Here is a 24,668-nt window from a genome sequence, read left to right as displayed (position 1 = left end):
CCTGAATGTGTGTGTCAGTACTCGGTGGTCTTCATTAATGATTTAAAAACCTGGCTGCTCTCCGGGCTGGTGGTGCTCCGCCAGTGGATCACGCCGGGGGTGGTTGCCAGCTCAAACGGCTCGTCATCGTGAGCGCGATTCAAAATTCGCGCCGCGCGCCAGGCCATCAGGCTGAGCTGGGGTTCGGCAATACCGAGACGGTGCATCCCGGCATTGACGGCAAACAGGCGGTTGCTCTGCGGGCCGTCCCATTCAAGGGTGAAATCGTTGTTGATGCAGAAGGCTTCATTCTCATCCAGACGCAGTCGGGAAGAGAGCGGGGCGAGAAACGCGGGCTGCACGGCGCGGTAGCCGGTGGCGAAAATCACCACGTCGCTCTCCAGCTGTTCGCGCCCGCCGTCCAGGTGATGCTGGATGCTGAGGCGATGTCCGGTTTCCTGGCGCGTCAGCGCCGTCACCGAGCGGGACGGCATCAGATGCGCCCAGGGTTTTTCGCGCAGCACTTCGAAGCGGTGATACATGGCGCGATAGATGGCCAGCAGCGACTCCGTGGTGATCCCGTCGGAGGTCATCTTCTGCTCCTGCAACATCTGACGTCGGGCGTCGTCACCAAGGGTCGAGAAGCTGTCCACGTACTCCGGCGTGAAATACTCATTGGCAAACGCGGCTTCATCCAGCGCGTTGTAGTTGTTGCGGCGCGACACCCAGTTGAGGCTCAGCGGCTGCCCCCATTCCCCACGGAAGATATTTAAAAACAGATCCGCACCGCTCTGGCCGCCGCCGACGACGGTGACGCGCTTGCCCGCTAAATCCGGCGCGCGCAGCATCATTTCGCTGGCGTGGAAGCAGGTGTCGTCCTGCGCGGTGACGCAGTCTGGGAGATTGATCTGCTTCCCAATCCCCACGCAGACGTGGCGCGCCAGGAAGCGATCCCGCTGGGTCACGACCTCAAACAGGCCGTTTTGCTCATCAAAGCTGACCTGCTGTACCTGCTGGCTGAAGGCCAGGTTAGTGAGGTTATCCGCCGCCCAGCACAGGTAGTCGGCAAACTCCTCGCGCGACACGGTGCGCTGCTCGGTGGTGAGGAAACGGTAGAACTTTTTGCGCTGTACCAGATAGTTCAGAAAGCTGTGGCGGTTGGTGGGCTCCACGGCGCTCACCAGATCCTTCAGGAAGCTGGTCTGCATATGGCAGTCCGGCACCATCATCCCCGGGTGCCAGGAGAAGTGCGGCTTGCGTTCAAGAAACAGCGAGCTAAAACCGTCCAGCCCCTCTGCCAGCGCGGCAATACTGAGGTTGAACGGACCGATACCAATGCCGATGAAATCATAGGTTTTCATTGCGCTGACTCCTGGGAGACCAGAAAAAGAGGGTTATCAAGATCGCAGAGGTAGTTCGGCAGCATGCGGCTGCCGCCGTCGTGTTCAGAGAAGGTCAGTTTGACCGGGTTGAGGATCACGCGAATAATCTGCGGCTTAAACAGGTCGAATTTGGCGAAGCGCGCCGCAAGATCCGGATGGGCGGCCATATAGCGACGTAACACCAGCGCCAGGATCTGATAGAAGCGGGTTTCGCTCACGCCGCATTGCAGGGTAAGGCGGGATATAAAGCGCAGCACCGTGACAAAGTTGCCGGTTTGCAGGTCGTGGATGATGTAATCCGCGCTGAGGCGCGCCGTCACCGCTTTTACCTGCTCAGGCAGGCTCTGCGCCTGCGGGAAATCTTCATCCACCAGGCGCATGTCGCCCTGGAAATCCTTCAGCAAAATGCGCTGCGGAACGTAATCTTTCATCACCAGCGTGACGTTCTGGCCGTGGGCGATGAGCGCCACCCCGTAGCGACAGAGCAGGTGATAGAAGGGGATCACCGTCGCCTCAAACAGCTTTTCCAGCCATGCGTCAGCGGTTAACCCCGAGCGTTTGATCCACGCGTCAATCAGCGGGTGCCCCTGGTTATCGGTTTCCATCAGCGCCGCCATCAGCACCGCCTGTTCGCCATCCTGTAAATAGCAGGATGGGTTCTCGCGCCAGATCACCCCCAGCATCTCCTGATAGCGGTACGGCGCCTCAGGCAATGCGGCATAACCCGGATGCGACAGATATCCGGCTGCGGGTTCGCCAAGCACCTGCGCCCCGGAGTGAATCAGCGTGGCATCGCTGGCGAACTGCTGCTGTAGCCAGCGCGAGGCAAGCGGACCGGCGGCGATATACTTGCCCGGAATACCGCGATAGCAGGAGGTGTTGTAGATAGTCAGCGGCAGCTTGATGTCATACGGCGCGCGACGGCTGGCGTTGGTCAGCGTGCGCAGGGACTGCTGCGCCAGATACTCATCGCCGAACTCACCCAGCTCTACCATCTCACCGCGCGCGAGCTGCGCCAGGAAATGAATGGCAATTTTTTGCTGCCACTGCCACGGGTGCAGCGGCACCGGCAGCCAGCTGTCGTCCAGATCCAGCTCCTGCCAGCGGGCGTCGAACCGCTCGCGCTCGGCATCGTCCATGGCGCTGGAGAGCAGGGCGTTAATATCGCAATCGGCGTCGCTGCTCCAGACCAGACGCTCGCGCTGCAAGGCGACCCAGTGCAGGCGGAAACGCCCGCGATATTCCGGCGCGTACAGGCGCAGGGCATCCAGCCCCCAGCCGCGGCGTCCCTTGTTGAAAATAAACTTCGGGTGACCGCGCATCAGGCACTGTAGTTCGTCCGGGTCGAGGTGGATCAGCGCATCGGCATCCAGCGTTTCACGCGCCTGCAACAGCTGCATGTCACCCCGCAGCGTGGCGTAGAGATCTTCCATGTGCTCCGCCGTTTGCGCGTCGCTCATCTCCAGCACGGTGGCCAGTTGCAGCAGCGCGTTTTCCGCTTCGACCGCCGCGCCGCTGGTGGTGGTCAGGGTATCAGGGTCAATATGCAGCCAGCCCCATATCCCACGCGTGGCGCGAAACTGCCAGCACGCGTTGCTCATACTGATGCGCCAGTTGTCCGCCGAAACCGGCTCGGCGCGCAGGGTGCGTTCATATTCCAGTTCGGCGAGGATCTTCGCCACCATCTCGCGGTTCACTTTCTGCCAGAGTGCGTTCACAGTTCCACCTCGTGGAAGAAGCGGTGACGCTCGCTCATGATCAGACGGGAGCGTTTGTGCGGGAAGTCGAACTCTTTCACCGTGTCGAAACCGGCGGACGCCAGATGGCGGAACAGACGCTGGTTGTCGAAGCGCGGTTCCGCCACAATGCGCGCCGTGCGCGGTTCATCGAGATACAGATAGTGGCTCAGGCCGCGCAGCCAGCTGCGGATATACTGCGCCCCGCGCCAGTTCTCTTCACCCACCAGCATGTGCAGCCCGCGGTCAAAGGGCTGCCAGCGATAGTGGCGGCCAATGCGGTCTTCTGCCGCCCAGTAGAGTTCAAAATAGCCGAACGGCTGATCGTCAAAGCAGCCGATCACCGGATAGCAATAAGTCGAGTCGAGCTGGCGACGCAGGTAGTTCTCCTGCTCGGCCTGCGGACCGGCCATCTCCCAGAAGGCATTTACGCGCGGGTTGTTCATCCAGCGGGTAAAACGCTCGCCATCCAGCGCCACGTCCGCCACGCGAAAGCTCAGGGTGCGCTTAATCTGCGGATCGTAACGGCGGTACACCTCGCTCTGCGGGCGGTGAGGGCGCAGCGGGAAGTACAGCTGACGGCTTTCGTCAAACTGCATTCCGCCGCTCGCCTGCGGACGTTCGCCTTTCAGCCACAGCGGCAGCTGCCAGAAAATTTCACGCGCCAGATAATCCCCGTGAACGAGGCTAAACAGCGCCTGCGCCTGAGGTTCATCCTGCCAGGCTGCCCACGGCAGGGTAATGCCGGTCAGGGCGGGCGCGGCAACAAACAGCTGGTCGAGGGCGTCCACCAGCCAGCCGTCCGGGAGCCCGGTCAGCCGCTCCAGCACCGCGCTGCCGTCAAGACCCAGCGTCAGCGGCAGGTTTTGTTCCGTGACCGTGCAGCGAAAGCCGTAGCCGGAATGGACGATATTCGCGTTTGCCATCACGCCTTCTCCTTATAAAACGGGTTGCTAAAGTCGAAATAGATCACCGCCGGATCGACGATGGTGTTTTCGTTGCGATCGTGCAGGTAGCAGAAGAAGTTGCCTTTGCAGTTCCAGGTCGGGCTGTCGAGCACGTAATCGAGGCAGCGGGTCTGCTTCGCCGTCGTGCGCAGTTCGGCCAGCGCGTCACGCACGCGGGACATCAGGTTCTCTTCGCTGTCGAAACCGGCGGCGGCGAGCGCGGCGGTGACGGCAAGGGTAGAGTTCAGCAGCAGGTAATAAGGGAAGTAGCGCAGCAGCTGGCTCTCACCGAAGCGGTTTTCCACCTCGGTTTCACCTGCCTCTTTCAGCCACGCGTCGGCCCCTTCGGTCCAGGCGCTGCCCTGGCAGTCGCGGTAGATCAGCCCAACGGGGAAATCCTGCTGCATCTCAACGAGGATATTTTGCTGGTGCGCCAGCAGGACCAGACCGTAGTCCGCCTCGGCGCTGAACAGCGGAAGCAATACCCGGTCGCAGTAAGCGTCCAGCCAGCAGCGCGCGGCCTGGGCGAGCGGGAGATCCAGACGCTGGCTCAGACGACGCACCGCCGCGGCGAGCAGGCTGTCGCCGCCGTCCGGCGCGGCCTGGGTCAGGCTCACCAGCACGTTGGTTTGCGTTTCAGGGGTATCGAACAGCAGGTTGACGCGCAGGGCCATCAGGCTCTCTTCCTGGACGACGCCGTGCTCATCGCACAGCCCCGCCCAGCCGTCCTCCTGCATCACGCGCATGGTCGGGTAGCGCGCCTGAAGTTCCTGCCAGCGTGCCGTTTTCGCCAGCCGTGCCAGGCGCATGCCGCGCTTAACCTCTTTCACCGACAGCGTGCGCACGGAGTTGGTCAGCCGCACGCTCAGGGAAAACTTAATCATGTCGCTGTTGGTTTCGCTGTACAGCGAGCGGGAAGAGCTGGTGGGCAGCCATTGCGCACCGGCTTCGCCCAGATCGCGCAGGGCGCCTTTTTCTACCAGACGCTGGCACCAGTCCTGCTCCAGCAGATAGTCGGCCTGCCACGGGTGCATCGGCAGCAGCCAGCAGGTGTCGGTGAAGTGACCGAGAAGGGCCGGCGCGCTCTGCGCTGCAAAGCGCAGCAGACGTTCCCGCAGGGAGACATTCAGGCTGTCGCCGGTAATCAGCTCATGCTCAACCGCAAACCAGCGCAGCGGGAAGCGGGAGGCGAAATCCGGCAGATAGCGACGCGCCTCGGCCTCGTTGAACGGCTCGTGCGACTTTGGGGCAGGATGAAAAGCATGGCCGACCAGCAGCGCCTGTTCCGCTTCGGCAAACGTCAGCGGCTTATCGCGCAGGTTTGCCCAGTTGTGGCGTAAATCAATGGCCTGCCAGGTGTGCGTATGACTTTCCAGGACGCGCTGCTTAAAGCGAGCCAGCGTATCGGCATCCAGCTCGCCTTTTACCGTCTCTTTTTGAAGAATGAAATCAATCAGTTGATGAAATGTGACCGTGTCACCGCCGTCGCTGTCGGCCTGAATCAGCGTTGCCGGAAAACGATACTGGTGATGCTGCGTGGGGGAGAAATAGCGTACCGGAACCCGAATGGCCTGGGTTGGGGAGAGCGGGATATGAATCTGTGATAACTCATCCGCACGGGTTGCGGGAAGATAATGCCAGTCCTTCGTTTCGCGCAGCAGCGCGTTCAAAAAACACTGGGCCGCAACATCTGTACCGGCGGAGCGGGGCAGAGTACGCATAGTTGTACCTCATTCCATGACTGATAATAATTCTCGTTATGATATTCATTCTGTTTACAGTGGCAACTATTTTTGCAATATTTGTTTTCATAAACTTCATAATTTCCACACATTTATTGACATTATCTTCACAATTTTATGCGCACCCGTACTGAGAATCTCACTGACGTTGTGACCCCTAAAGCTAACTGGCCCCTGGCACTGGGCGCCGGTTTATTAGGTATTGGGCAAAACGGTTTGCTGGTTATGCTGCCGCAGCTGGTCTCCCTGACCGGACTGTCGCTCTCCGTCTGGGCCGGGCTGCTGATGTTCGGCTCGATGCTCTTTTTACCCGCATCGCCCTGGTGGGGACGCCAGAGCGAGCGGCACGGCTGTAAGATCGTTATGCTGGCCTCGCTGGGCGGCTATCTGGCGAGCTTTGTCGTGATGGCGCTGGTGGTGTGGGCGATGGCGAACGGCGCGCTGAATGCTCTCTGGGGAATGGCAGGCCTGGTGCTGTCGCGCATGCTGTACGGCCTGACGGTATCAGGGCTGGTGCCTGCGGCCCAGACGTGGGCCATTCAACGCGCGGGGCTGGATAAAAGGATGGCGGCGCTGGCGACGATAAGCTCTGGCCTTAGCTGCGGGCGTCTGCTGGGACCGCCTCTGGCCGCGCTGATGCTCAGCGTCAGCCCGGTCGCACCGCTCTGGCTGATGGCGGTGGCGCCGTTTATCGCGCTGCTGCTGGTGCTGCGCGAAGCCGCCGATCCCCCGTTGCCGCCGGTGGCGCACCAGTCGACGCGGTTACAGGCCTCCATGCTGCCTTTCCTGGTGCTGGCACTGCTGCTGGCGGCGCTGGTCAGCCTGATGCAGCTTGGTTTATCGCCGCATCTTCACCCGTTATTTAATGGCGATGCCGTGCAAATCAGCCATCATGTCGCGCTGCTGCTGAGCCTGGCCGCGCTGGCGACCCTGGCGGCGCAGTTTCTGGTGGTACGCCCGCAGCATTTTACCCCGAGAGTTTTACTCTTAATTGCCGCGGTCTTGATGGTGGCGGGTCTTGGGCTGATGTGTCTCGCCAGTTTAGCCCTGTTCTACGTGGGAATTGTCATCACTTCGCTGGGGGCCGCCATGGCAACGCCGGGATACCAGCTTTTGCTCAACGATCGGCTGACGACGGGCAAAGGCGCAGGGGTGATCGCCACCAGCCATACGCTGGGATACGGGGCCAGCGCGCTGCTGGTACCCGTGGTGACGCGCTTTTACGGTGAGCAGTTTTTGATTACTGCCGCATGGGGAATGGCGCTGCTGTTTCTCGCGGTGAGCGTGTGGGTACGATCGACCGATCGTACCTCTGCTGAACATTAGTGGAACGGATGAGAGGATGTGCTGGCTGCGTCCTCACTTTGCCGCAGACGCTGAAGCGGATCCTGCTGATAAAACTGGCAAAAACGCTGCCACAGCGCCGGGAAGCGCGGGGCAAAAAGCTCAGGTGCGCTAAAGAAATACTCGGACAGTACCGCAAAACACTCGGCGGGATCGGTCGCGGCATAGGCATCAATGCTGGCCGCGCTTTCACCCACCAGGTCTATCTCATCCTGAATGTTTTCCATCGCCGCGTGCAGGTCGTGCTCCCATCCCGCGACTTCACGCAGCGGGATCAGCGGCACGCCGCTGGCGCGATCGCCGTTGCGGGTATCCAGCTTATGCGCCACTTCGTGAATGATCAGGTTGAAGCCCGAGGCATCGAACGAGTCCTGAATATCCAGCCAGTTGAGGATGATTGGCCCTTGCTGCCAGCTTTGCCCGGACTGCACCATACGCTGGTTGTGCACCAGCCCGATGTCATCCTCCCACTCATCATCGAGGATAAACGGCGCCGGGTAGATCAGCACTTCGTGGAAGCCATCCAGCCATTCGATACCCAGCTCCAGCACCGGCAAGCAGAAGAGCAGGGCGATGCGGGAATTTTTAAGCGGATCCAGTTCGAAGCCCTGTAGCGGTACCAGCCGTTTTTGCTGTAAAAAACGCTCGGCCAGCTGAATCAGCTTTGATTGCTCTTCAGGCAAGAGATTCGCCAGCACGGGGATCGCCAGAGCCTCATCCCAGGGCAGCGCCATATTTCGACCAGCGTCGTTCGTTTTCCAGGGCCACTTAATCATCGCTTTGCTCGTTACTCGCACGTGAACAAAATGGAAAGGTCAGGGGCTGTTAGCATGCCAACATACTCTGTTAAGCAGTATGACACTCCTCTTCGGCTGCATGCAGACTGGCAGCCTGTTTAAGAGGAATCCAGCCCGCATAAACTATCACTATGTGCCGTCAGGTTGATAGCGCTTTAGGGGTATCCCCTTCATTTTGTGAAGTATGTCGTGCACGACTATGATAAATCTCTTCTTACCCTACCGTGCTTAAGGATCCCGTCAGTATGCCCGTCAATTTTGACCTCAACGATCTCTATGCCTTCCGCGCTTTACTGGAATATGGCAATTTCCGTCTTGCGGCGGAGTCTATCTGCCTTTCCCAGTCGGCGTTGAGTCGCAGAATTGAAAAGCTCGAGGCGGCACTGGGGACAAAACTGTTCGACAGAACCACCCGGCGCGTCACGCTGACCCTGTATGGACAGACCTTTGCCGACCGATGCGGACAGCTGCTTGCTGATGTGGAGTCCATGCTTTCGGATATCGATAAGGCCAGCGAGGAGCGTACGGGGCTAATCACCGTGGCGACGGTGCCGTCCGCCGCCTGTTACTTTATGCCGGATGTTATCCGCCGCTTTCAGTCCCGTTACCCCCGCGTGCGCATAAAACTGATCGACAGCAGCGCCGGAAATGTTATCGAGGCCGTCACCCGCGGACAGGCGGATTTTGGTATCTGCTTTGCCCGGAGTTTGCAGCCCGACATCGAGTTTGTCCCGCTGGTGGAGGATGTCTACGTGGCTGCCTGCCGGCGCGACAGCCCGCTTGCAAAAAGAAAAAGCCTGACGTGGCAGGCTTTTTATCAGCAGGATTATATCGGTCTGGATAAGACCTCCGGCAACCGCAATCTTCTCGACCAGCGGGTCGGGCATATTCGGCCTGAGCGCCCCAGCATCTGCGAAACGCGGCACGTGACGACCATGCTGGGGATGGTTGAAGCCGGGATCGGCATTGCGGCCGTTCCCGCCATGTCAATGCCCCGCGCAGAGCATTCGCTGCTGACGTCGGTACCTTTAACCGAGCCTGAGGTCAGGCGAACCGTGGGGCTGATCCGCCGCCGCGGGCGGATCCAGTCCTATATTGCTGCCGAACTCGAAACGCTGATTACCGAGCAGTATCGCGAGGTGCACTGACGGGCGTTAAGCCCGTTGCCGTAATGACGCTGGCGGCCTGTGGCGAAGAGAGAAAGGCCAGCAGAGCTTTTCCCTGTTCGGGATGGTCAGCCTTCTGCGTTACGGCTCCGGCGAAACGGGTAATGTACTGCATGTCGTCAGGCAACTTACCCACAAACGTCACCCCCGGGACCGGCAGAAGCTCGCTCACCTGCTGAAAGCCGAGATCGTATTTCCCTTTTGCCACTTCAGACGCCACCGGGATGCGCTCAACCCGGTGCGCTTTATCGTGGACCGGGCCGTCGATGCCCAGCTTACGGAACAGCTGGCTCTCTACATACCGGCCGCTGGCGCTGTCGGAATAAGCCATGGAATGCGCCTTCAGCAGCGTTTGCCGCAGGGCAGGCACCGTACTGATATCCGGCACCGGCGCGCCCGCTTTGACGACCATCCCGACGGGCGAATCCGCCAGCTCCACGCGAGAGCCCGCCGCCGTCCTGCGATCCTGTTCCAGTTTCGCCAGCGCATCGCCCACCATAATCACCACGTCCGCTTTTTCGCCCCGGGCGAGCCGGGCCGGAATGGCCTGCGGCGTTTTGCCCATCGACGGGCCGGAGATCACAATGAGCCTGTCACCGCTTTGCGCTTCGTACTGCGGCGTCAGCTTCTCCAGCGCCGCTTTGAAGCCGCCAGAAATCATCACCGTCACATCCTGCGCAAGCGCGCCCGCGCTGAGGGTGGCGAAGGTCAGGGCGGCAATCACCGTTCTGAATGTAAGCATGAGGGATCACTCCTTAACGGCAGTTTGCAGGATTAACGTGCGACGACGATAGAGATAAAGCGTTGCCAGCAGGGCGCAAACGGCGGCAAAGCTCATCCAGTAGCCCGGGGAGGCTTTGTCGCCGGTGTACTCAATTAAGGCAGTCGAAATCACCGGCGTGAAACCGCCAAAGACCGCCGTTGCCAGGCTGTAAGCCAGTGAGAAGCCCGCCACGCGCACCTCTGCTGGCATGATCTCCGTCAGGGCCGGGATCATCGCGCCGTTATACAGGCCGTAGAGGAAAGAGAGCCACAGCAGCACGGTCAGCATCATTGAGAAGCTCGGGGCTGCGGCCAGCATCGTCAGCGCCGGATAGCTGGTCGCCAGCGCCAGCAGCGTCATGGCGATCAGCACCGGTTTACGCCCGAAGCGATCCGACAGCGCGCCGCCCACCGGAAGCCAGATGAAGTTGGACACCGCCACCAGCAGCGTGACCAGAAGACTGTCCGACGCGCTAAGCATCAGGACTTTTTTACCGAAGGTCGGCGCGTAAACGGTGATCAGGTAAAACGCGGTGGTGGTCATCGCCACCATCAGCATGCCCGCGACGACTACCGGCCAGTTGGCGAGCAGCGTTGTGAAGACCTGACGCATTGCCAGATGGTGGCGACGGGCGCTGAATTCCTCGGTCTCTTCGAGCTTGCGGCGCAGGAAAAAGATAAACGGCACAATCAGACAGCCAAACAGGAACGGAATACGCCATCCCCATTCGCGAATGGCACTCTCTTGCAGCACCACATTCAGCGCAAATCCCATCGCCGCCGCGATCATAATGGCGACCTGCTGGCTACCCGACTGCCAGCTGGTGTAGAAACCCTTGCGGCCCGGCGTGGCGATCTCCGCCAGATAAACCGAAACCCCGCCCAGCTCGGCGCCTGCCGAAAAACCCTGCAACAGGCGGCCGGTCAGCACCAGCAGCGGCGCCCACAGGCCAATGCTCTGGTAAGAAGGGATCAGCACGATCAGGAAGGTTCCGGTGGCCATAATTGACAGGGTGACGATCAGCCCTTTACGGCGACCCACTTTATCAATGTAAGCCCCCAGCACAATGGCCCCGATCGGACGCATCAGGAAGCCCGCGCCAAAGACGGCGAAGGTCATCATTAGGGACGCAAATTCACTGCTTGCCGGAAAAAAAGTATGGGCGATGTAGGTGGCATAAAAGCCGAACAGAAAGAAGTCGAATTGCTCAAGAAAGTTGCCCGACGTGACGCGGAAAATCGCGCCCGCTTTGGCACGAAGCGTTGCAGGTGAGGTTGAGGAAACCATGATTATCTCCAGTTTTATAGTGACGTTATGCTCGTCTGTTTCTGAAAACTGGATCAGGAAGTGGAAATTAATAAGCGCAAATAGCGCATGGACTGATGCGTGTGGTGCATTAATGACAAAGCGTTGACCAGTATTTACATATTCAACAATAACTTAACATTTTGGTGATCTTTTATTTACTCGATTTCGCTAAGTTGCTGATATATCGGTTTTGTGACATCGCGCAGGTGAGAAGCCAGGCGGGGCCTGGCTTGGGATTATCAGCGCAGCGCGTTCGCAATCGCGCTAAACATCAGCGACGCTTCCAGCGGCTGGGCGCTGAATGACGGCTCTGCCTGCGGCCAGGTGGACCACTGGACGATAACCAGATTTTCTTTCTGATTAACCATGATCATCTGACCAAATATACCCAGCGCCCACAGGGAATCCTTCAGCGAATTTTCGACTTTCGGCTCCACGTGTGTGGCGGTGGCTGGTACTTCGTTGTTCCACCACTGGTAGCCGTATAACCCCTTCGGATGCGCGTCGGACACCGATCCTTTGGCCTGTGTCCAGGCTGAGGACTGTTTCACCCAGCCCTCGGGGAGGATCTGCTTCCCGTCCGGCAGCGTACCGTTATGCAGGATAAACTTCCCGAAACGCCCCCAGTCTTCCAGCGTGGCGTTGAACCCATGCGCACCCACGTCGTGCTGGCCTTTGCTGTAGGCATGCCACACGCCGTCGCTCGCCATGCCGTACGGCTGCCAGATGGTCTTCTCCAGATACGCCGCGAGCGTCATGCTGGTGGCGCGCTCAAGCACATCGCCTAACAGCCAGGCGCCACCCGAGGAATAGGACCAGTTTTCGCCCGCCGGGTGTTCACGGTGTAACCCCTTCACCAGGGTGCGCACGCAGTTGTAGGTGCCCGGCTTCGCTTCGCATTCGGTAAGCCGGGCGAAGTCAGATTGCGGGTTGGTGTAATCTTCGTTCCACGCCACGCCAGAGGTGTGGGTGATGAGCTGTTTTAGCGTTACGCCCTCCCAGGCGGTGCCTTTTAAATCAGGTTCGTATTGGGTGACAAGGTCGTCCAGGGAGTGGATTTTCCCTTCTTTAATTGCAACACCCACCAGCGCGGAGACTACGGATTTGCCCACGGAGCGCGACGTCCAGAGCGTTGAGTCGGTATTGCCTTCTCCCAGGTATTTATAGGCCACTTTGCCATTTTTCAGCACCAGCATGCCGCTGACGTTCTGGCGTTTCAGGTAATCCTGAAGAGTGTAACTCTTACCCTTCACCTGATAGCGGGCATCGGTGAGCGGTTTTTCTGCGGGTAGCAGCGGCGTAGCGTTGCCGTGGCGGAACACATCCCCCGCGTAGTTGCGGTAGTCATTGCGAAAGCCCACCACGCGATCGGCCTGGCTCCAGGTGAGCATGGTATGTGCGTCCGGGAGTCTGGCGTCGAAAGGCGCCGGACAGGTGGTGAGGTCGGTACCGTTGCAGGCCGCCATAACAGCGGGCGAGAGCAGGCTGCTGACAACCAGCGCCGCGAGCAGCGTGCGGTTTGTTTTGATTTTCATATTTATCTCGTTTGGCTCAGGAAGGACTTCAGTTTAAGAACCTGCGGCCTATAATAAAAAACGCGTTATGGGGGAAAATCCCCCGGAAAATCGCGTGGAGAATGACGTGGCATCACTGATCTATTCCTTTGCCCAGCTTGAGGCGTTCACCGCCGTCGCTGAACACGGCAGCCTGATGAAGGCGGCCAGTAAACTCGGCAAAGATCGTACTACCCTGCGGGATCTGATCGATTTTCTTGAGGATGGGCTGGGCTACGCTCTGTTCCTGCGGGAGGGGCGCAGCCTGCGCCTGACGCCGGAGGGGGAGCAGCTTCAGCGGCAGGCACACCTGCTGATGCGGCAGGTCAAAGCGTTTGAGGCGTTTGCCAGATCGGTACCGGACAGCGCGACGCAGGACATCGCCCTCGTTTACGATCCGTTCACCCCCAGAGCTTTTTTACAGGCGCTGATTGCCACACTGGCGGCGAAAAAGATCCGCCTGAGCCTGACCAGCGCATCGCGCGATGAGGCGGAAGCGATGCTGGCAAACGGTCAGGCCGATCTGGGGATCTGCCAGGCGCGCAACCGCAGCGTAGGCAATGAGATGGAGTGGCGGGCGCTGGGGGCGATCGAAATGGATTTTTACGCTGCAACGGCGCTTTTTGCGGAGGTTGCGTCGCCGGTGTCGCTGCTCGCTCTCTCTCTGGTGCCACAGGTGATTATGCATGCCGCATCAGACGAGCCGGTCGCCCGTCGCCTGCAAATTTCAGGGCACACGCTTTTCACTAACGAACTGGAGATGCTGCGCGGCCTGCTGGAGCAGGGCTGCGGCTGGGGGTTTTTGCCGACCCATCTTCAGGCAACGCAGTGGAAAAATGTAAAAAGGCTGCCCACCGAAGTGGGCAGCCAGGGAATAAGCCAGACGATGGTCACTATCTGGAAGCCGGGCAGCGACAAGCGCGGGTTGATCAACGATACGCTGTCGCTGCTTCCGGCGTTATGGAAACGTTCAGCGCTGTGAGCACCCTTTGCACTGTTTATTCTGGATCTGCTGGAAGAAGTCGTTGCCTTTGTCATCCACCAGGATAAACGCCGGGAAGTTTTCTACTTCAATTTTCCAGATGGCTTCCATTCCCAGTTCAGGATACGCCACGCACTCCAGGCTCTTGATGCTGTTTTGCGCCAGCACCGCCGCCGGGCCGCCGATGCTGCCGAGGTAGAAGCCGCCGTGCTTATGGCAGGCGTCGGTGACCTGCTGGCTGCGGTTACCTTTGGCCAGCATGATCATGCTCGCACCGTGGGATTGCAGTAAGTCCACGTAGGAGTCCATACGTCCGGCGGTGGTTGGGCCTAAGGAGCCAGACGCGTAACCTTCTGGCGTTTTCGCCGGGCCTGCGTAGTAAATCGGGTGATCTTTAACGTACTGCGGCAGTTCTTCCCCGTTGTCGAGCAGCTCTTTCAGCTTCGCATGGGCGATGTCACGCGCCACGATGATGGTGCCGCTCAGCGACAGGCGGGTGGAGACCGGGTGCGCGGAAAGCTGCGCCAGAATGTCGGGCATCGGCTTGTTCAGATCAATGCTTACCACGTCGCCTTCTCCCTGCTGGCGCAGGGATTCAGGAATATACTGGCCCGGGTTGTGCTCCAGCTTCTCAATCCAGATCCCGTCGCGGTTAATCTTCGCCTTGATGTTGCGGTCAGCGGAGCAGGAGACGCCCATGCCGATCGGGCAGGAGGCGCCGTGGCGCGGCAGACGGATCACGCGAATATCGTGCGCGAAGTATTTCCCGCCGAACTGCGCGCCAAGGCCGAGGTTTTGCGCTTCCTGAAGCAGTTCCTGCTCGAGCTGGACGTCGCGGAACGCCTGGCCGTGCGCATTGCCTTCGGTTGGCAGGCCATCGTAATAGCGCGCAGAGGCGAGCTTGACGGTTTTCAGCGTGGCTTCCGCTGAGGTGCCGCCGATAACGAAGGCGATATGGTAAGGCGGGCAGGCCGCGGTGCCCAGGGTCCGCATCTTCTCAACCAGATAATTTTTCAGCTTCGCCGGGGTGATCAGCGCTTTGGTTTCCTGATACAGATAAGTTTTATTGGCGGAACCGCCGCCTTTCGCCATGCACAGGAATTTATACTCGTCACCATCAACGCTGTAGAGGTCGATCTGCGCGGGCAGGTTGGTGCCGGTGTTCACCTCTTTATACATATCCAGCGCCGCATTCTGCGAGTAGCGCAGGTTGTCTTCAATATAGGTGTTATACACGCCCTGACTCAGCGCCGCTTCGTCGCCGCCGCCGGTCCAGACGCGCTGGCCTTTCTTACCCATAATGATTGCCGTACCGGTATCCTGACAGGTGGGCAGCACGCCTTTCGCCGCAATCTCGGAGTTGCGCAGGAATTGCAGGGCAACGTACTTATCGTTCTCGCTGGCTTCCGGGTCGCTCAGAATAGCCGCAACCTGCTTCTGGTGAGAGGTGCGCAGCATAAATGCCGCGTCGTGGAAGGCCTGCTGTGCCAGCAGGGTCAACGCCTCTGGCTCGACTTTCAGCACTTCCTGACCGTCGAACTCGGCAACGGAAACGTGCTCTTTGGTCAGCAGATAATATTCGGTGTCGTCATGCGCGAGGGGGAAGGGGTTCTGGTAGAAAAAGGGTTTGTTCGACATAGCGTATTGCTCCATAAAAATAAAACCGCCGGAGGGTTAGCCCGGCGGTCAGGAATCAGAACATCATGGACATCCACGGGTAGCCAATCAGCAGCAGAGCTGCCAGGAAGATGGCGCCGAAGATGGTGCCGAGGCGCCAGTAGTCTTTGGTTGGCAGGTAGCCGCTACCGTAGTAAATCGGGCTTGGACCCGTACCGTAGGGGGTAATGATCCCCATCACGCCCAGCGAGGTCACCATCAGCAGAACGAACACTTCCATATTCATGCCCGGAATGGTGGAGGCGATGGTCAGCATCGCAGGCAGCAGCGCCGTGGTGTGCGCGGTGGTGCTGGCGAACAGGTAGTGCAGCAGGTAGAACGCCAGCAGCAGCACGATGGTGGCGACACCCGGAGAAATACCGCTCATCAGCAGGCCGCCTTCTTTACCCAGCCAGCTGATAAAACCGGTGGAGGAGAGGCCATCCGCCAGCGCCACCAGGGTGGCGAACCAGACGAAGGTATTCCACGCGGCTTTGTTACCGGTGATATCGTTCCACTCCAGCACGCCGGTCCACAGCATCAGGCCAACGATCAGCAGGGCAGCCATGGCCGGTTCAATCCACGCCGCGGCGAAGATCCACATCAGCAGCGCACAGCACACGAACACCAGCAGCAGGATCTCATTGCGCGACAGTTTGCCCAGTTTTTCCAGTTCACGGGTCGCCCACAGCGGTACTTCGTTATTCACTTTTACTTCCGGCGGGTAGAACCAGTAGGCCAGCAGCGGCATGGTCAGGATCAGCAGGATGCCCAGCGGCAGGAAGGCGAGGAACCAGGTCCCCCAGGAGATATCAATTCCAACCGTGCTTTTTACCAGCGCCAGCGCCAGCAGGTTAGGTGCCAGAGCGGAAAGGAACATCGAGCTGGTGATACAGGCCGCGGTGATGGCTACCCACATCAGATACGAACCGATTTTGCGCGCGCTTGGGTCATTGGGTTTTGAACCGTACAGCGGCGGCAGGTTGGCGATGATCGGGTAGATGGTCCCGCCGCTGCGCGCGGTGTTGGATGGGGTGAACGGGGCCAGCAGCAGGTCCGCAAACGTAATGGCGTAACCGAGCGTCAGGCTGCGACGGCCCAGGTACTTCACCAGAATCAGCGCCAGACGGCGGCCGAAGCGGGTTTTGTCGTAGCCTGCGGCGAACATAAAGGCACCGAAAATCAGCCAGACGGTGGAGTTACCAAACCCGCTGACCGCCCATTTAAAGGAGGCGCCCGCCAGCTTGAATTTTGGGTCAGCCAGCTGTTCCGGGCTAAAGAGTACCCACTGGCTGCACAGCGCAATCGCCACGACGCCGGTAAGACCGATCACGGCGCCCGGCAGCGGTTCGAAAATTAAGCCGACGATGACGCCGACAAAGATGGCGAAGTAGTGCCACGCATAAGGCGGCAGCCCTTCCGGAACGGGGACAAACAACAGCAGGACGGCAACAATGACGGGCAAAGCCATCATCAGCAGTCGTTTTGCTGTTCCATTTGATGCCAGATTCGCCGCAGGAGGCGTTACAGCAGTTTTTGTATTCATAGTTTCACGTCTTAAGTTGTCAAAAATTCGTCGCCCGGCGAAAACACAAATTCGATTGAAATATCCTTTTTGCTTTTTTTAGTTATTTAAGGTGCGGATTTGTGTTTTCACTAATAGCGATTTAACGCATTTTGGTTTGCGCTAAATAAAAAATGATGATGTTTTTATATTGCTCTTTTGAATGCCATAACTATTGATCGCGATCAAAAAAACGGAACTGAATGGCTATTTTTATATTTTTTATAATAACCACTCTGAGTAGTGTGGTTATTCGCTAGCTTTACGCATTTTATGTATCAAAACTATAACATTTAAATTCTGGTGATTTTGTTTGTATTTGTTTTATAAGGTTTTTTGATAGATTTGGTGTATTGGTTTGACCTTTTATAATTTAACTTTTTTTAAATTCTTGTGAACGAGTGAAACATTCCCGCTAACACCAATGTGTTATTAATGTTATCGAAGGGATTAAATAGTTTATTAACTAACGTAATGACTTTAGAAACTAAAAAAAGCTTTATATTACTATCATGACATCGGCAAAAAACACGAAATAAAAAATCATCCCGATAACGAATTCTTAATTTTTAAAGTTTGGAGTTTCTATTATGAGCACTAACGAACGTATTTTAAGCCCCTTCACATTACCGAATGGTACTGAACTGAAAAACCGTTTGTTAATGGCCCCGATGACAACCTGTACCGGTTATTACGATGGCACCGTGACCAGCGAGCTGGTGGAGTACTACCGCGCCCGCGCGGGCAGCATCGGCACCATCATCGTGGAGTGCTGTTTTGTTGACGATCTCGGCCTGGCGTTCCCGGGCGCAATTGGTATTGATAACGACGAGAAAATCGCCGGGCTGGCAAAAATCGCTGACGCCATCAAGTCCAAAGGCTCTAAAGCCCTGCTGCAAATCTACCACGGCGGCCGTATGGTCGACCCAAAACTGATTGGGGGTCGCACGCCGGTTGGCCCAAGCGCCGTTGCCGCGCCGCGTGACGGTGCCGCCACGCCGGTTGCCCTGACCGCGGAAGAGGTGGAAGGCATGATCGGCAAGTTCGGCGAAGCCGTGCGCCGCGCAATTCAGGCCGGGTTCGACGGCGTCGAAATCCACGGGGCGAATACCTATCTGATCCAGCAGTTCTTCTCCCCGAACTCTAACCAGCGCGACGACGAGTGGGGCGGCAGCCGCGAAAACCGCGCGAAATTCCCGCTGGCGGTGCTGGACATTACCCACAAGATGGTGCGCCAGTACGCGGACGACGCGTTTATCATTGGCTACCGTTTCTCTCCGGAAGAGCTTGAAGTCCCGGGCATTCGCTTCGAAGACACCCTGTATCTGCTGGAAAAACTGGCCGCGCGCGGGGTAGATTATCTCCACTTCTCCCTTGGTGCCGCCCTGCGTTCATCTATCGTCGATACTCAGGACCCGACGCCACTTATCGAAAAATACTGCGCCATGCGCTCTGACACGCTGGCGCAGGTACCGGTGATGGGCGTTGGCGGCGTGGTAAATGCCACGGATGTGAATGAAGCGCTGGATCACGGTTACGACCTGATTGCCGTTGGCCGCGCCACCATCGCCTATCCGGACTGGACCGATCGCATCGCGTCGGGCGAAAGCCTGGAGCTGTTTATGGACAGTACCCGACGCGAAGAACTGAGCATCCCGGAACCGCTGTGGCGCTTCTCGCTGGTGGAAGCGATGATCCGCGACATGAGCATGGGCGAATCTAAATTCAAACCGGGCACCTTTATTGAAAAAGTGCAGGACGATGCTAACGAGCTGGTGATTAACGTCAGCCTCGAAACCGACCGCATCGCCGATATCGAACTGGCCTCCGGCCCGAGTGAAGACGTCGAGTTTGTCACCAGCTTCGAAGAGATCCGTACCCGTATTCTGGATGCCAACACCCCGCATGTAGACGCGATTACGGGCGCGACCAGCCAGAGCGAGGCGGTGAAAAAAGCGGTCTCGAAGGCGATGCTGAAATCCAGCAAAGCGCTGGCGGCGGAAGAGGGCGCTGACCCGAATGAGACTAAAAGCGTGGATGTGGTGGTGGTCGGCAGCGGCGGCGCCGGTCTGGCGGCGGCGATTCAGGCGCATGACGAAGGCGCGAGCGTGCTGATCGTCGAGAAAATGCCCACCATCGGCGGGAACACCATTAAAGCCTCGGCCGGGATGAACGCGGCGGAGACCCGCTTCCAGCGCGTGAAAGGTATTCAGGACAGCAAAGAGCTGTTCTACCAGGAAAGTCTGAAAGGCGGTGGCAACAAGAACGACCCTGAACTGCTGCGTCGCTTTGTCGAGAACGCGCCGCAGGCTATCGAATGGCTGGCCACGCGCGGCATTATGCTGAACGACATTACCACCACCGGCGGGATGAGCATCGACCGTACGCACCGTCCGAAAGACGGTTCCGCAGTGGGCGGGTATCTGATCAGCGGCCTGGTGCGTAACGTCAACAAGCGCAACATCGAGGTGATGCTGGATACCTCCGTGAGCGACATCATTTTCGAAAATGGCGAAGTGACCGGCGTGCGTCTGACCACCGAAGAGAACGAAACCCTCACCGTGGCAACTAAAAGCGTGATTGTGGCAACGGGCGGCTTCAGCGCCAACAGCCAGATGGTGGTGAAATACCGTCCGGATCTGGCAGGGTTCGTTACCACCAACCACAAAGGGGCGACCGGAGGCGGTATCGCGCTGCTGGAGCGTATCGGTGCGGGCACCGTGGATATGGGCGAAATTCAGATCCACCCAACCGTTGAGCAGAAAACGTCGTATCTGATTTCCGAATCCATCCGCGGCGGCGGGGCGATTCTGGTAAACCAGCAGGGCAACCGCTTCTATAACGAAATGTCGACCCGCGACAAAGTCTCGGCGCAGATCATCGCGCTGCCGGAGAAATACGCTTACATCGTCTTTGACGAGCATGTTCGCGCCAAAAACAAAGCCGCGGATGAGTACATCGCAAAAGGGTTTGTTACCAGCGCCAGCTCGCCAAAAGCCCTGGCGGAAGCGCTGGGGATGGATCACCACCAGTTCCTGGCAACGCTGGAACGCTACAACGGCTTTGTGGAGAAACAGCACGACGATGATTTCGGTCGCACCACCGCGCTGCGTGCGCCAATCAACGAAGGGCCGTTCTACGCCATTCAGATTGCACCGGGCGTTCACCACACCATGGGCGGCGTGACCATTAACACAGAAACCTGCGTGCTGGACAGCAACCACAACGTATTGCCGGGAGCGTTTGCTGCGGGTGAGGTTGTCGGGGGCATCCATGGCGGTAACCGCATCGGCGGTAACGCGGTGGCAGATATCATTATTTTTGGTACGCTTGCAGGACATCAGGCGGCTATGCGTTCGAAAACACGGTAAGGCTCCTGTTTCCCCGGCGGCGCGGTGCCTGCCGGGGCTACATCTGAGGACTCATGAAATGCCTGATAGCCATCGTGTTTACAGCTACTCCGCCGTTCTGATGGGATCGCCCATCCTCCTGAAACTCTTTTCCCATGACGAAGCGCTTGCCTCTCGCGTATTTCGCCTGATCAAACAGTACGAAGATCTGCTCACCGTTAACCGAGCGCACTCCCAGGTAATGGACATCAACCATGCGGCCGGTCAGCATCCGGTTGCCGTCAGTCGCCCGGTGTTCGAGCTGATCCGCTGCGCGAAAGCGGCCAGCCTGCTTAAAGACAGCGCCTTTAACCTGGCGATCGGCCCGCTGGTGAAGCGCTGGAAAATTGGCTTTAAGGGGGACGTGGTACCGCCCGCGGACGAGATCGCCGCCTTGCTGGGCATCACGCATCCTGCGGACGTGGTGCTGGATGAAGCCAACAGCAGCGTGTTCCTTACTCGCCAGGGAATGGAGATCGATCTGGGGGCCATTGCTAAAGGCTATATCGCCGACAGGGTGCGGGATCACCTGCATAAAGAGGGCGCTGAACTCGGGCTGATCAACCTTGGCGGCAACGTTCAGACGTTAGGTTCGCCGGAGGGCGGCTGGCGCGTCGGCCTGAAAAAACCGTTCGCCGGTGACGCGCTGATTGGCGCCATGACGGTCGAAAACCGGTCGGTGGTGACGTCAGGCACCTATGAGCGTTACTTCGAGCTGAACGGCAAACGTTATCACCACATACTTGACCCACGCACCGGCTACCCGCTGGATAACGAACTGGACAGCGTGACGATTATTTCGCCAGACTCCCTCGACGGCGATATCTGGACCACGCTGATCTACGGCATGGGCGTGGAAAAGGGCTGCGCCGCGCTGCGTTCGCGCCCCGATATTGAAGCCATCTTTGTCACCAAAACAAAAGAAGTGGTGATCTCCTCGATGCACCACTTCCGTTTTACCCTTCTGGACGACAGCTACCGAATTACTGGCAGTACTGTTTGAGTAGGCCGACCTGTTCCGGCTGCAAACGGTAGCGATATACCGGCCGGCCGGTAGCGCCGTAGTGAATGCTGGTGAACAGGATATTAATTTGCGCCAGCCAGATCAGGTATTTGCGGCAGGAGACGCGGGAAATGTTGACCGCATTCGCCAGATCGTCGGTGGAAAACTCTATCTCCGGATGGCTGTCGATCCACTGGCAAATGGTGCGCAGCGTCTGCGGCGTCAGGCCTTTCGGTAATTTTTTGCTGTCGGCCAGCTCCGGCGCGCCGCCGTGGATCAGCCTGTCGACGTCGGCCTGTTCATAATACTGATGCGATCCCATCAGGCTGCGCTTTGCCTTCCAGCCGTTCAGCGCCTCTTCAAAACGCGGGAACTGGAACGGTTTAATCAGGTAATCCACCACGCCATAGTGCATTGAGGTCTGGATCGTTGCGGCGTCGGAGGCCGACGAGATCATGATGACGTCAATCGGGCGGCCCGACGCGCGGATGATGGGCAGCAGATCCAGCCCGTTATCCTGCTGCATATAGACATCCAGCAGCACCAGATCGATCGGCTGGCCTGGGTTGGCGATCAACGCCTCGGCCTGGTTGAGCGTGGAAGCGACGCCGCAGCAGCTAAAACCCTCAACGCGGTTAACATACAGACGGTTGAGGTCGGCTACCATGGCGTCATCATCGACAATTAACACATTTATCACGCGATATTCCTCTCGCTATCCCAGGGGATCTGAACAAAAAATTGGGTAAATACGCCAGGCTCCGACTCGACGGTAATATCTCCGCCCAGATTCTGGATCTGCTGACGCGCAAGGAACAGCCCAACGCCGCGGTTTTCACCTTTTGTTGAGTAGCCCTTTGTAAAAATAGCCTCCAGCCGCTCGGGATCAATGCCGGGACCGTCATCGCTGACCTCACCGCTCAGCCAGCCGTTCTGATAATGCAGCAGCAGGCCTATCTCGCCTTCCGGCTGGCCTTCCATCGCATCCAGGGCATTTTCGATTAAATTGCCCAGCACGGTGATCAGCACCGCAACCTGCTCTTCATTGGCGGTGTCGGGAAGCTGACTCTCCTCCGCCAGCGTCAGGGTCACTCCGGCCTCTTTAGCGCGGTTAATTTTACCCAGCAGGAAGCCCGCAATGACCGGCGATTTAACTTTACGTTGTATCGCGCCGATATCCGTCTGATAATTCTGCGCGGTCTGGATGATGTACTCCTCCAGCTTATCGTAGCGCTTCATGTGCAGCAGGCCGAGGATCACGTGCAGCTTGTTCATAAACTCGTGCGTATGAGCGCGCAGGGCATCAACGTAGCTGACCATGCCATCAATACGCTGCATTAACTGGCTGATTTCGGTCTTATCGCGGAACGTGCTGATCGCCCCGATCACCTGATTCTGGCTTTTCACGGGGACCATGTTGCAGAGCAACAGCCGCCCGTTACAGCCGATCTCCTGATCCTGGCGGGCAATGCCGGTCCTGGATACTTCGCGCAGGCTGGCCAGCAGCGGTTCACTGCTGCTTTCGGAGTGCTGGCCTGAGGTCAGGAGTAATATTTCTCTGGCGGTGTGGTTAATCATCGTCACGCGCCCGTGCATATCCACGGCCATCACGCCTTCGCGCAGGGACTGCAACATGGCCTGGCGCTGCTCAAAGAGAGCTGAGATTTCGTAAGGCTCCAGCCCAAAGAGGATACGTTTCAGAACCCGGACCAGACCCCATATCGCCACTGAGCTCATCAGAACGCTGAATAAGATGGTCCACACGGCGTTGAGCCGCCCGCGGGCAATCTGATCTTCAACTTTATTCAGCGAAATACCCACCACCACCACGCCGATCTGGTCGTGCTGGTCGTCATACACTGGCGTAAAGACGCGCAGCGCTTCCGCGAGCGCGCCGCGGTTAACGGAGACATTCTCTTTCCCTTCCAGGGCGGGCGTCAGATCGTCGCCAATAAAATGCAAACCTAACAGCGCTTCGTTTGGATGGGAATAGCGGATCCCACGCAGGTCGGTGACCACGGTAAACAGCAGGTCGTTGCGCTTCGTCACCGCCTCGGCAATCGGCTGGATGATGCCAGCCTGCGGCGATTCCATCAGGCCACGCTTGATCTCCGGGCTGTCGGCCAGCGTCCGGGCGATACCCAGCGCGGTATCTTTCACGTCATCGCGCGTGGCGCGGGTGATCTGCACAGAGTACAGCGCGAAGACCACCAGCAGCACTGAGCCGATAATCGCGCACACCATCAGCGTAACCAGCGTATTCAGCTTCATAGGGCGCTTGCGCGTCGGGGGGAAGGGCTGCAAATCGCTCATTAACACTCCGCGATGAATAAGAAAGGGCTAATTATCGCTGATGACGGGCGTTTCATAAAGCCATGTAAAGAGAGGCGTTTCGTGAGCCTCCTCTCAGGTGACCTATATAAAACACTTTATAGTGTGAGGGTACTCATAATAAGGAGGCAGTTTATGAGCATTATGCTTACCGGTACGGCCAGGGAAAGACGGCACGCCAGCACCACGAACATCGACAGATTATCGACGCTGGATATGCTTAACGTCATACACCAGGATGACGCGCAAATCTCTTCTGCACTTACCCCTCACTTAAGTATGCTGGCCCGCGTGGTGGATAACGCGGCGGCGACGCTTAGCCACGGCGGACGTCTGGTACTGACCGGCGCGGGCGCGTCCGGACGCGTGGCTGAACAGGCGGCAGAAGCGTTTGCGCCGGGAAAACATCCCGTCATTGCGATGACAGCAGGCGATCACGCCGGTAGCTACGCGCGCGGCGTTGCCGACCTTCAGACGATAGAATTTGGCGAGCATGACATGATGCTGGCGCTGTCCGTCAGCGGCAAAACCCCATGGGTATGGGGCGCGATGCGTCATGCGTGGTCTCTGGGCTCAACGGTTGCGATCATTACGGAGGATGCGCAAAGTGAAGCGGCGCAGCTGGCGAGCATGGTCATTGCCCCCGAACTGGGCGCGGATGTGGTGGCCGGGTATACCAACGCTAAAGCAGGCATTGCGCAAAGCATGATCCTGCATATGATCACCACCGGTCTGGCGGTACGTTCCGGACGGGTGTACAGCAACCTGCGCGTTGATCTGGAGGCAAGCAATACCAGATGGGCCGAACGACAAATTGCCATTGTGATGGAAGCGGGGGGATGTAGCCGGGCTCAGGCGAAGGCCGCGCTGGAAAGCTGCAACCACCAGTGCAAAACGGCGGTACTGATGGTGCTGACAGGGCTGGATGCCTGGAAAGCGCACGAATTGCTGGCGCAGAATAACGGGTTTGTTCGCCTGGCCTTGCAGGAAGCGCCGTAATATTTCAGCGTCAAATAAAAAAAGCCC

At 58.2% G+C, this 24,668-nt stretch carries 18 protein-coding genes; 6 read left to right on the top strand and 12 right to left on the bottom strand.

Features of this window, described 5'->3' with window-relative positions:
* Positions 1 to 14 precede the first annotated feature (14 nt).
* From L463_RS04895 to L463_RS04910, 4 genes are read right to left on the bottom strand one after another with little or no spacing between them, the layout of a single operon-like run.
* Positions 15 to 1,340 (bottom strand): lysine N(6)-hydroxylase/L-ornithine N(5)-oxygenase family protein, encoded by a 1,326-nt coding sequence (locus tag L463_RS04895; RefSeq protein ID WP_032103808.1) that lies wholly within the window; start codon positions 1,338 to 1,340, stop codon positions 15 to 17.
* Positions 1,337 to 3,079, bottom strand: coding sequence for an IucA/IucC family protein (gene iucC, locus L463_RS04900; RefSeq protein ID WP_023294973.1), 1,743 nt, complete (start codon positions 3,077 to 3,079; stop codon positions 1,337 to 1,339). Before iucC ends, L463_RS04895 begins: the two co-directional genes overlap by 4 nt.
* On the bottom strand, positions 3,076 to 4,023 hold the full coding sequence (locus L463_RS04905; RefSeq protein WP_032103810.1) for a GNAT family N-acetyltransferase: 948 nt from the start codon (positions 4,021 to 4,023) through the stop codon (positions 3,076 to 3,078). Before L463_RS04905 ends, iucC begins: the two co-directional genes overlap by 4 nt.
* Entirely contained in the window at positions 4,023 to 5,765 is a 1,743-nt protein-coding gene (locus L463_RS04910; RefSeq protein WP_023294971.1) for an IucA/IucC family protein, read from the bottom strand. The genes L463_RS04905 and L463_RS04910 overlap by 1 nt, the downstream gene beginning before the upstream one ends.
* A gap of 138 nt (positions 5,766 to 5,903) precedes the next feature.
* On the opposite strand from L463_RS04910, the gene L463_RS04915 reads away from it, so the two are divergent.
* Positions 5,904 to 7,112, top strand: a complete 1,209-nt coding sequence (locus tag L463_RS04915) for an MFS transporter (protein WP_023294970.1) — start codon at positions 5,904 to 5,906, stop codon at positions 7,110 to 7,112.
* Here L463_RS04915 and mtfA read toward each other — a convergent pair.
* A complete protein-coding gene (gene mtfA, locus L463_RS04920; protein ID WP_032673255.1) occupies positions 7,109 to 7,906 on the bottom strand; it encodes a DgsA anti-repressor MtfA in 798 nt (265 codons plus the stop codon). The genes L463_RS04915 and mtfA overlap by 4 nt on opposite strands.
* 266 nt (positions 7,907 to 8,172) lie before the next feature.
* On the opposite strand from mtfA, the gene L463_RS04925 reads away from it, so the two are divergent.
* Positions 8,173 to 9,075, top strand: a complete 903-nt coding sequence (locus tag L463_RS04925) for an L-proline-binding transcription factor PsrA (RefSeq protein WP_003859540.1) — start codon at positions 8,173 to 8,175, stop codon at positions 9,073 to 9,075.
* On the opposite strand, the gene L463_RS04930 is transcribed toward L463_RS04925, so the two are convergent.
* The 3 genes from L463_RS04930 to L463_RS04940 all read right to left on the bottom strand — a co-directional run bounded on the left by L463_RS04930 (position 9,047) and on the right by L463_RS04940 (position 12,699).
* A complete protein-coding gene (locus L463_RS04930) occupies positions 9,047 to 9,835 on the bottom strand; it encodes a substrate-binding domain-containing protein (RefSeq protein WP_023294969.1) in 789 nt (262 codons plus the stop codon). The genes L463_RS04925 and L463_RS04930 overlap by 29 nt on opposite strands.
* A gap of 6 nt (positions 9,836 to 9,841) precedes the next feature.
* Positions 9,842 to 11,143, bottom strand: a complete 1,302-nt coding sequence (locus L463_RS04935) for an MFS transporter (protein ID WP_023303938.1) — start codon at positions 11,141 to 11,143, stop codon at positions 9,842 to 9,844.
* A 260-nt stretch (positions 11,144 to 11,403) separates the two neighbouring features.
* Positions 11,404 to 12,699 (bottom strand): serine hydrolase domain-containing protein, encoded by a 1,296-nt coding sequence (locus tag L463_RS04940; RefSeq protein WP_032103813.1) that lies wholly within the window; start codon positions 12,697 to 12,699, stop codon positions 11,404 to 11,406.
* Between the two features lie 67 nt (positions 12,700 to 12,766).
* Here L463_RS04940 and L463_RS04945 point away from each other — a divergent pair, with 67 nt between their 5' ends.
* Complete coding sequence (locus tag L463_RS04945; protein WP_198923535.1) at positions 12,767 to 13,699, top strand: LysR family transcriptional regulator; 933 nt, start codon at positions 12,767 to 12,769, stop codon at positions 13,697 to 13,699.
* Here the strand turns inward: L463_RS04945 and fumA are convergent.
* On the bottom strand, positions 13,688 to 15,337 hold the full coding sequence (gene fumA, locus L463_RS04950) for a class I fumarate hydratase FumA (protein WP_032103815.1): 1,650 nt from the start codon (positions 15,335 to 15,337) through the stop codon (positions 13,688 to 13,690). The two genes, L463_RS04945 and fumA, sit on opposite strands and share 12 nt — an antisense overlap.
* Positions 15,338 to 15,392: 55 nt before the next feature.
* Positions 15,393 to 16,901: an anion permease gene (locus L463_RS04955; protein WP_017383327.1), complete on the bottom strand. Its 1,509-nt coding sequence runs from the start codon at positions 16,899 to 16,901 to the stop codon at positions 15,393 to 15,395.
* A gap of 608 nt (positions 16,902 to 17,509) precedes the next feature.
* Here L463_RS04955 and L463_RS04960 point away from each other — a divergent pair.
* Both L463_RS04960 and L463_RS04965 read left to right on the top strand, forming a co-directional pair.
* On the top strand, positions 17,510 to 20,290 hold the full coding sequence (locus tag L463_RS04960; protein ID WP_023294964.1) for a flavocytochrome c: 2,781 nt from the start codon (positions 17,510 to 17,512) through the stop codon (positions 20,288 to 20,290).
* Positions 20,291 to 20,348: 58 nt separating this feature from the next.
* Positions 20,349 to 21,311, top strand: a complete 963-nt coding sequence (locus tag L463_RS04965) for an FAD:protein FMN transferase (protein WP_023294963.1) — start codon at positions 20,349 to 20,351, stop codon at positions 21,309 to 21,311.
* Here L463_RS04965 and dcuR read toward each other — a convergent pair.
* Positions 21,292 to 22,011, bottom strand: coding sequence for a two-component system response regulator DcuR (dcuR, locus tag L463_RS04970; RefSeq protein ID WP_003859556.1), 720 nt, complete (start codon positions 22,009 to 22,011; stop codon positions 21,292 to 21,294). The genes L463_RS04965 and dcuR overlap by 20 nt on opposite strands.
* Entirely contained in the window at positions 22,008 to 23,624 is a 1,617-nt protein-coding gene (locus L463_RS04975) for a sensor histidine kinase (RefSeq protein WP_023294962.1), read from the bottom strand. Before L463_RS04975 ends, dcuR begins: the two co-directional genes overlap by 4 nt.
* Before the next feature lie 153 nt (positions 23,625 to 23,777).
* On the opposite strand from L463_RS04975, the gene L463_RS04980 reads away from it, so the two are divergent.
* Positions 23,778 to 24,641: an N-acetylmuramic acid 6-phosphate etherase gene (locus L463_RS04980; RefSeq protein ID WP_015572428.1), complete on the top strand. Its 864-nt coding sequence runs from the start codon at positions 23,778 to 23,780 to the stop codon at positions 24,639 to 24,641.
* Positions 24,642 to 24,668 lie beyond the last annotated feature (27 nt).

The sequence above is a fragment of the Enterobacter sp. BIDMC 27 genome, assembly GCF_000534415.1.
GTDB classification, from domain to species: Bacteria; Pseudomonadota; Gammaproteobacteria; order Enterobacterales; family Enterobacteriaceae; genus Enterobacter; species Enterobacter hormaechei_C.
The sequence above is the reverse complement of the archived record's forward strand: the minus strand, read 5'-3'. Positions and strand labels throughout refer to the sequence as shown.

Excerpts from the sequence above, each read along its gene's own strand:
- L463_RS04895 (WP_032103808.1), bottom strand. The coding sequence starts at position 1,340 with ATGAAAACCTATGATTTCATCGGCATTGGTATCGGTCCGTTCAACCTC.
- L463_RS04905 (WP_032103810.1), bottom strand. The coding sequence starts at position 4,023 with ATGGCAAACGCGAATATCGTCCATTCCGGCTACGGCTTTCGCTGCACG.
- L463_RS04910 (WP_023294971.1), bottom strand. The coding sequence starts at position 5,765 with ATGCGTACTCTGCCCCGCTCCGCCGGTACAGATGTTGCGGCCCAGTGT.
- L463_RS04915 (WP_023294970.1), top strand. The coding sequence starts at position 5,904 with ATGCGCACCCGTACTGAGAATCTCACTGACGTTGTGACCCCTAAAGCT.
- mtfA (WP_032673255.1), bottom strand. The coding sequence starts at position 7,906 with ATGATTAAGTGGCCCTGGAAAACGAACGACGCTGGTCGAAATATGGCG.
- L463_RS04925 (WP_003859540.1), top strand. The coding sequence starts at position 8,173 with ATGCCCGTCAATTTTGACCTCAACGATCTCTATGCCTTCCGCGCTTTA.
- L463_RS04930 (WP_023294969.1), bottom strand. The coding sequence starts at position 9,835 with ATGCTTACATTCAGAACGGTGATTGCCGCCCTGACCTTCGCCACCCTC.
- L463_RS04935 (WP_023303938.1), bottom strand. The coding sequence starts at position 11,143 with ATGGTTTCCTCAACCTCACCTGCAACGCTTCGTGCCAAAGCGGGCGCG.
- L463_RS04940 (WP_032103813.1), bottom strand. The coding sequence starts at position 12,699 with ATGAAAATCAAAACAAACCGCACGCTGCTCGCGGCGCTGGTTGTCAGC.
- L463_RS04945 (WP_198923535.1), top strand. The coding sequence starts at position 12,767 with ATGGGGGAAAATCCCCCGGAAAATCGCGTGGAGAATGACGTGGCATCA.
- fumA (WP_032103815.1), bottom strand. The coding sequence starts at position 15,337 with ATGTCGAACAAACCCTTTTTCTACCAGAACCCCTTCCCCCTCGCGCAT.
- L463_RS04955 (WP_017383327.1), bottom strand. The coding sequence starts at position 16,901 with ATGAATACAAAAACTGCTGTAACGCCTCCTGCGGCGAATCTGGCATCA.
- L463_RS04960 (WP_023294964.1), top strand. The coding sequence starts at position 17,510 with ATGAGCACTAACGAACGTATTTTAAGCCCCTTCACATTACCGAATGGT.
- L463_RS04965 (WP_023294963.1), top strand. The coding sequence starts at position 20,349 with ATGCCTGATAGCCATCGTGTTTACAGCTACTCCGCCGTTCTGATGGGA.
- L463_RS04975 (WP_023294962.1), bottom strand. The coding sequence starts at position 23,624 with ATGAGCGATTTGCAGCCCTTCCCCCCGACGCGCAAGCGCCCTATGAAG.
- L463_RS04980 (WP_015572428.1), top strand. The coding sequence starts at position 23,778 with ATGAGCATTATGCTTACCGGTACGGCCAGGGAAAGACGGCACGCCAGC.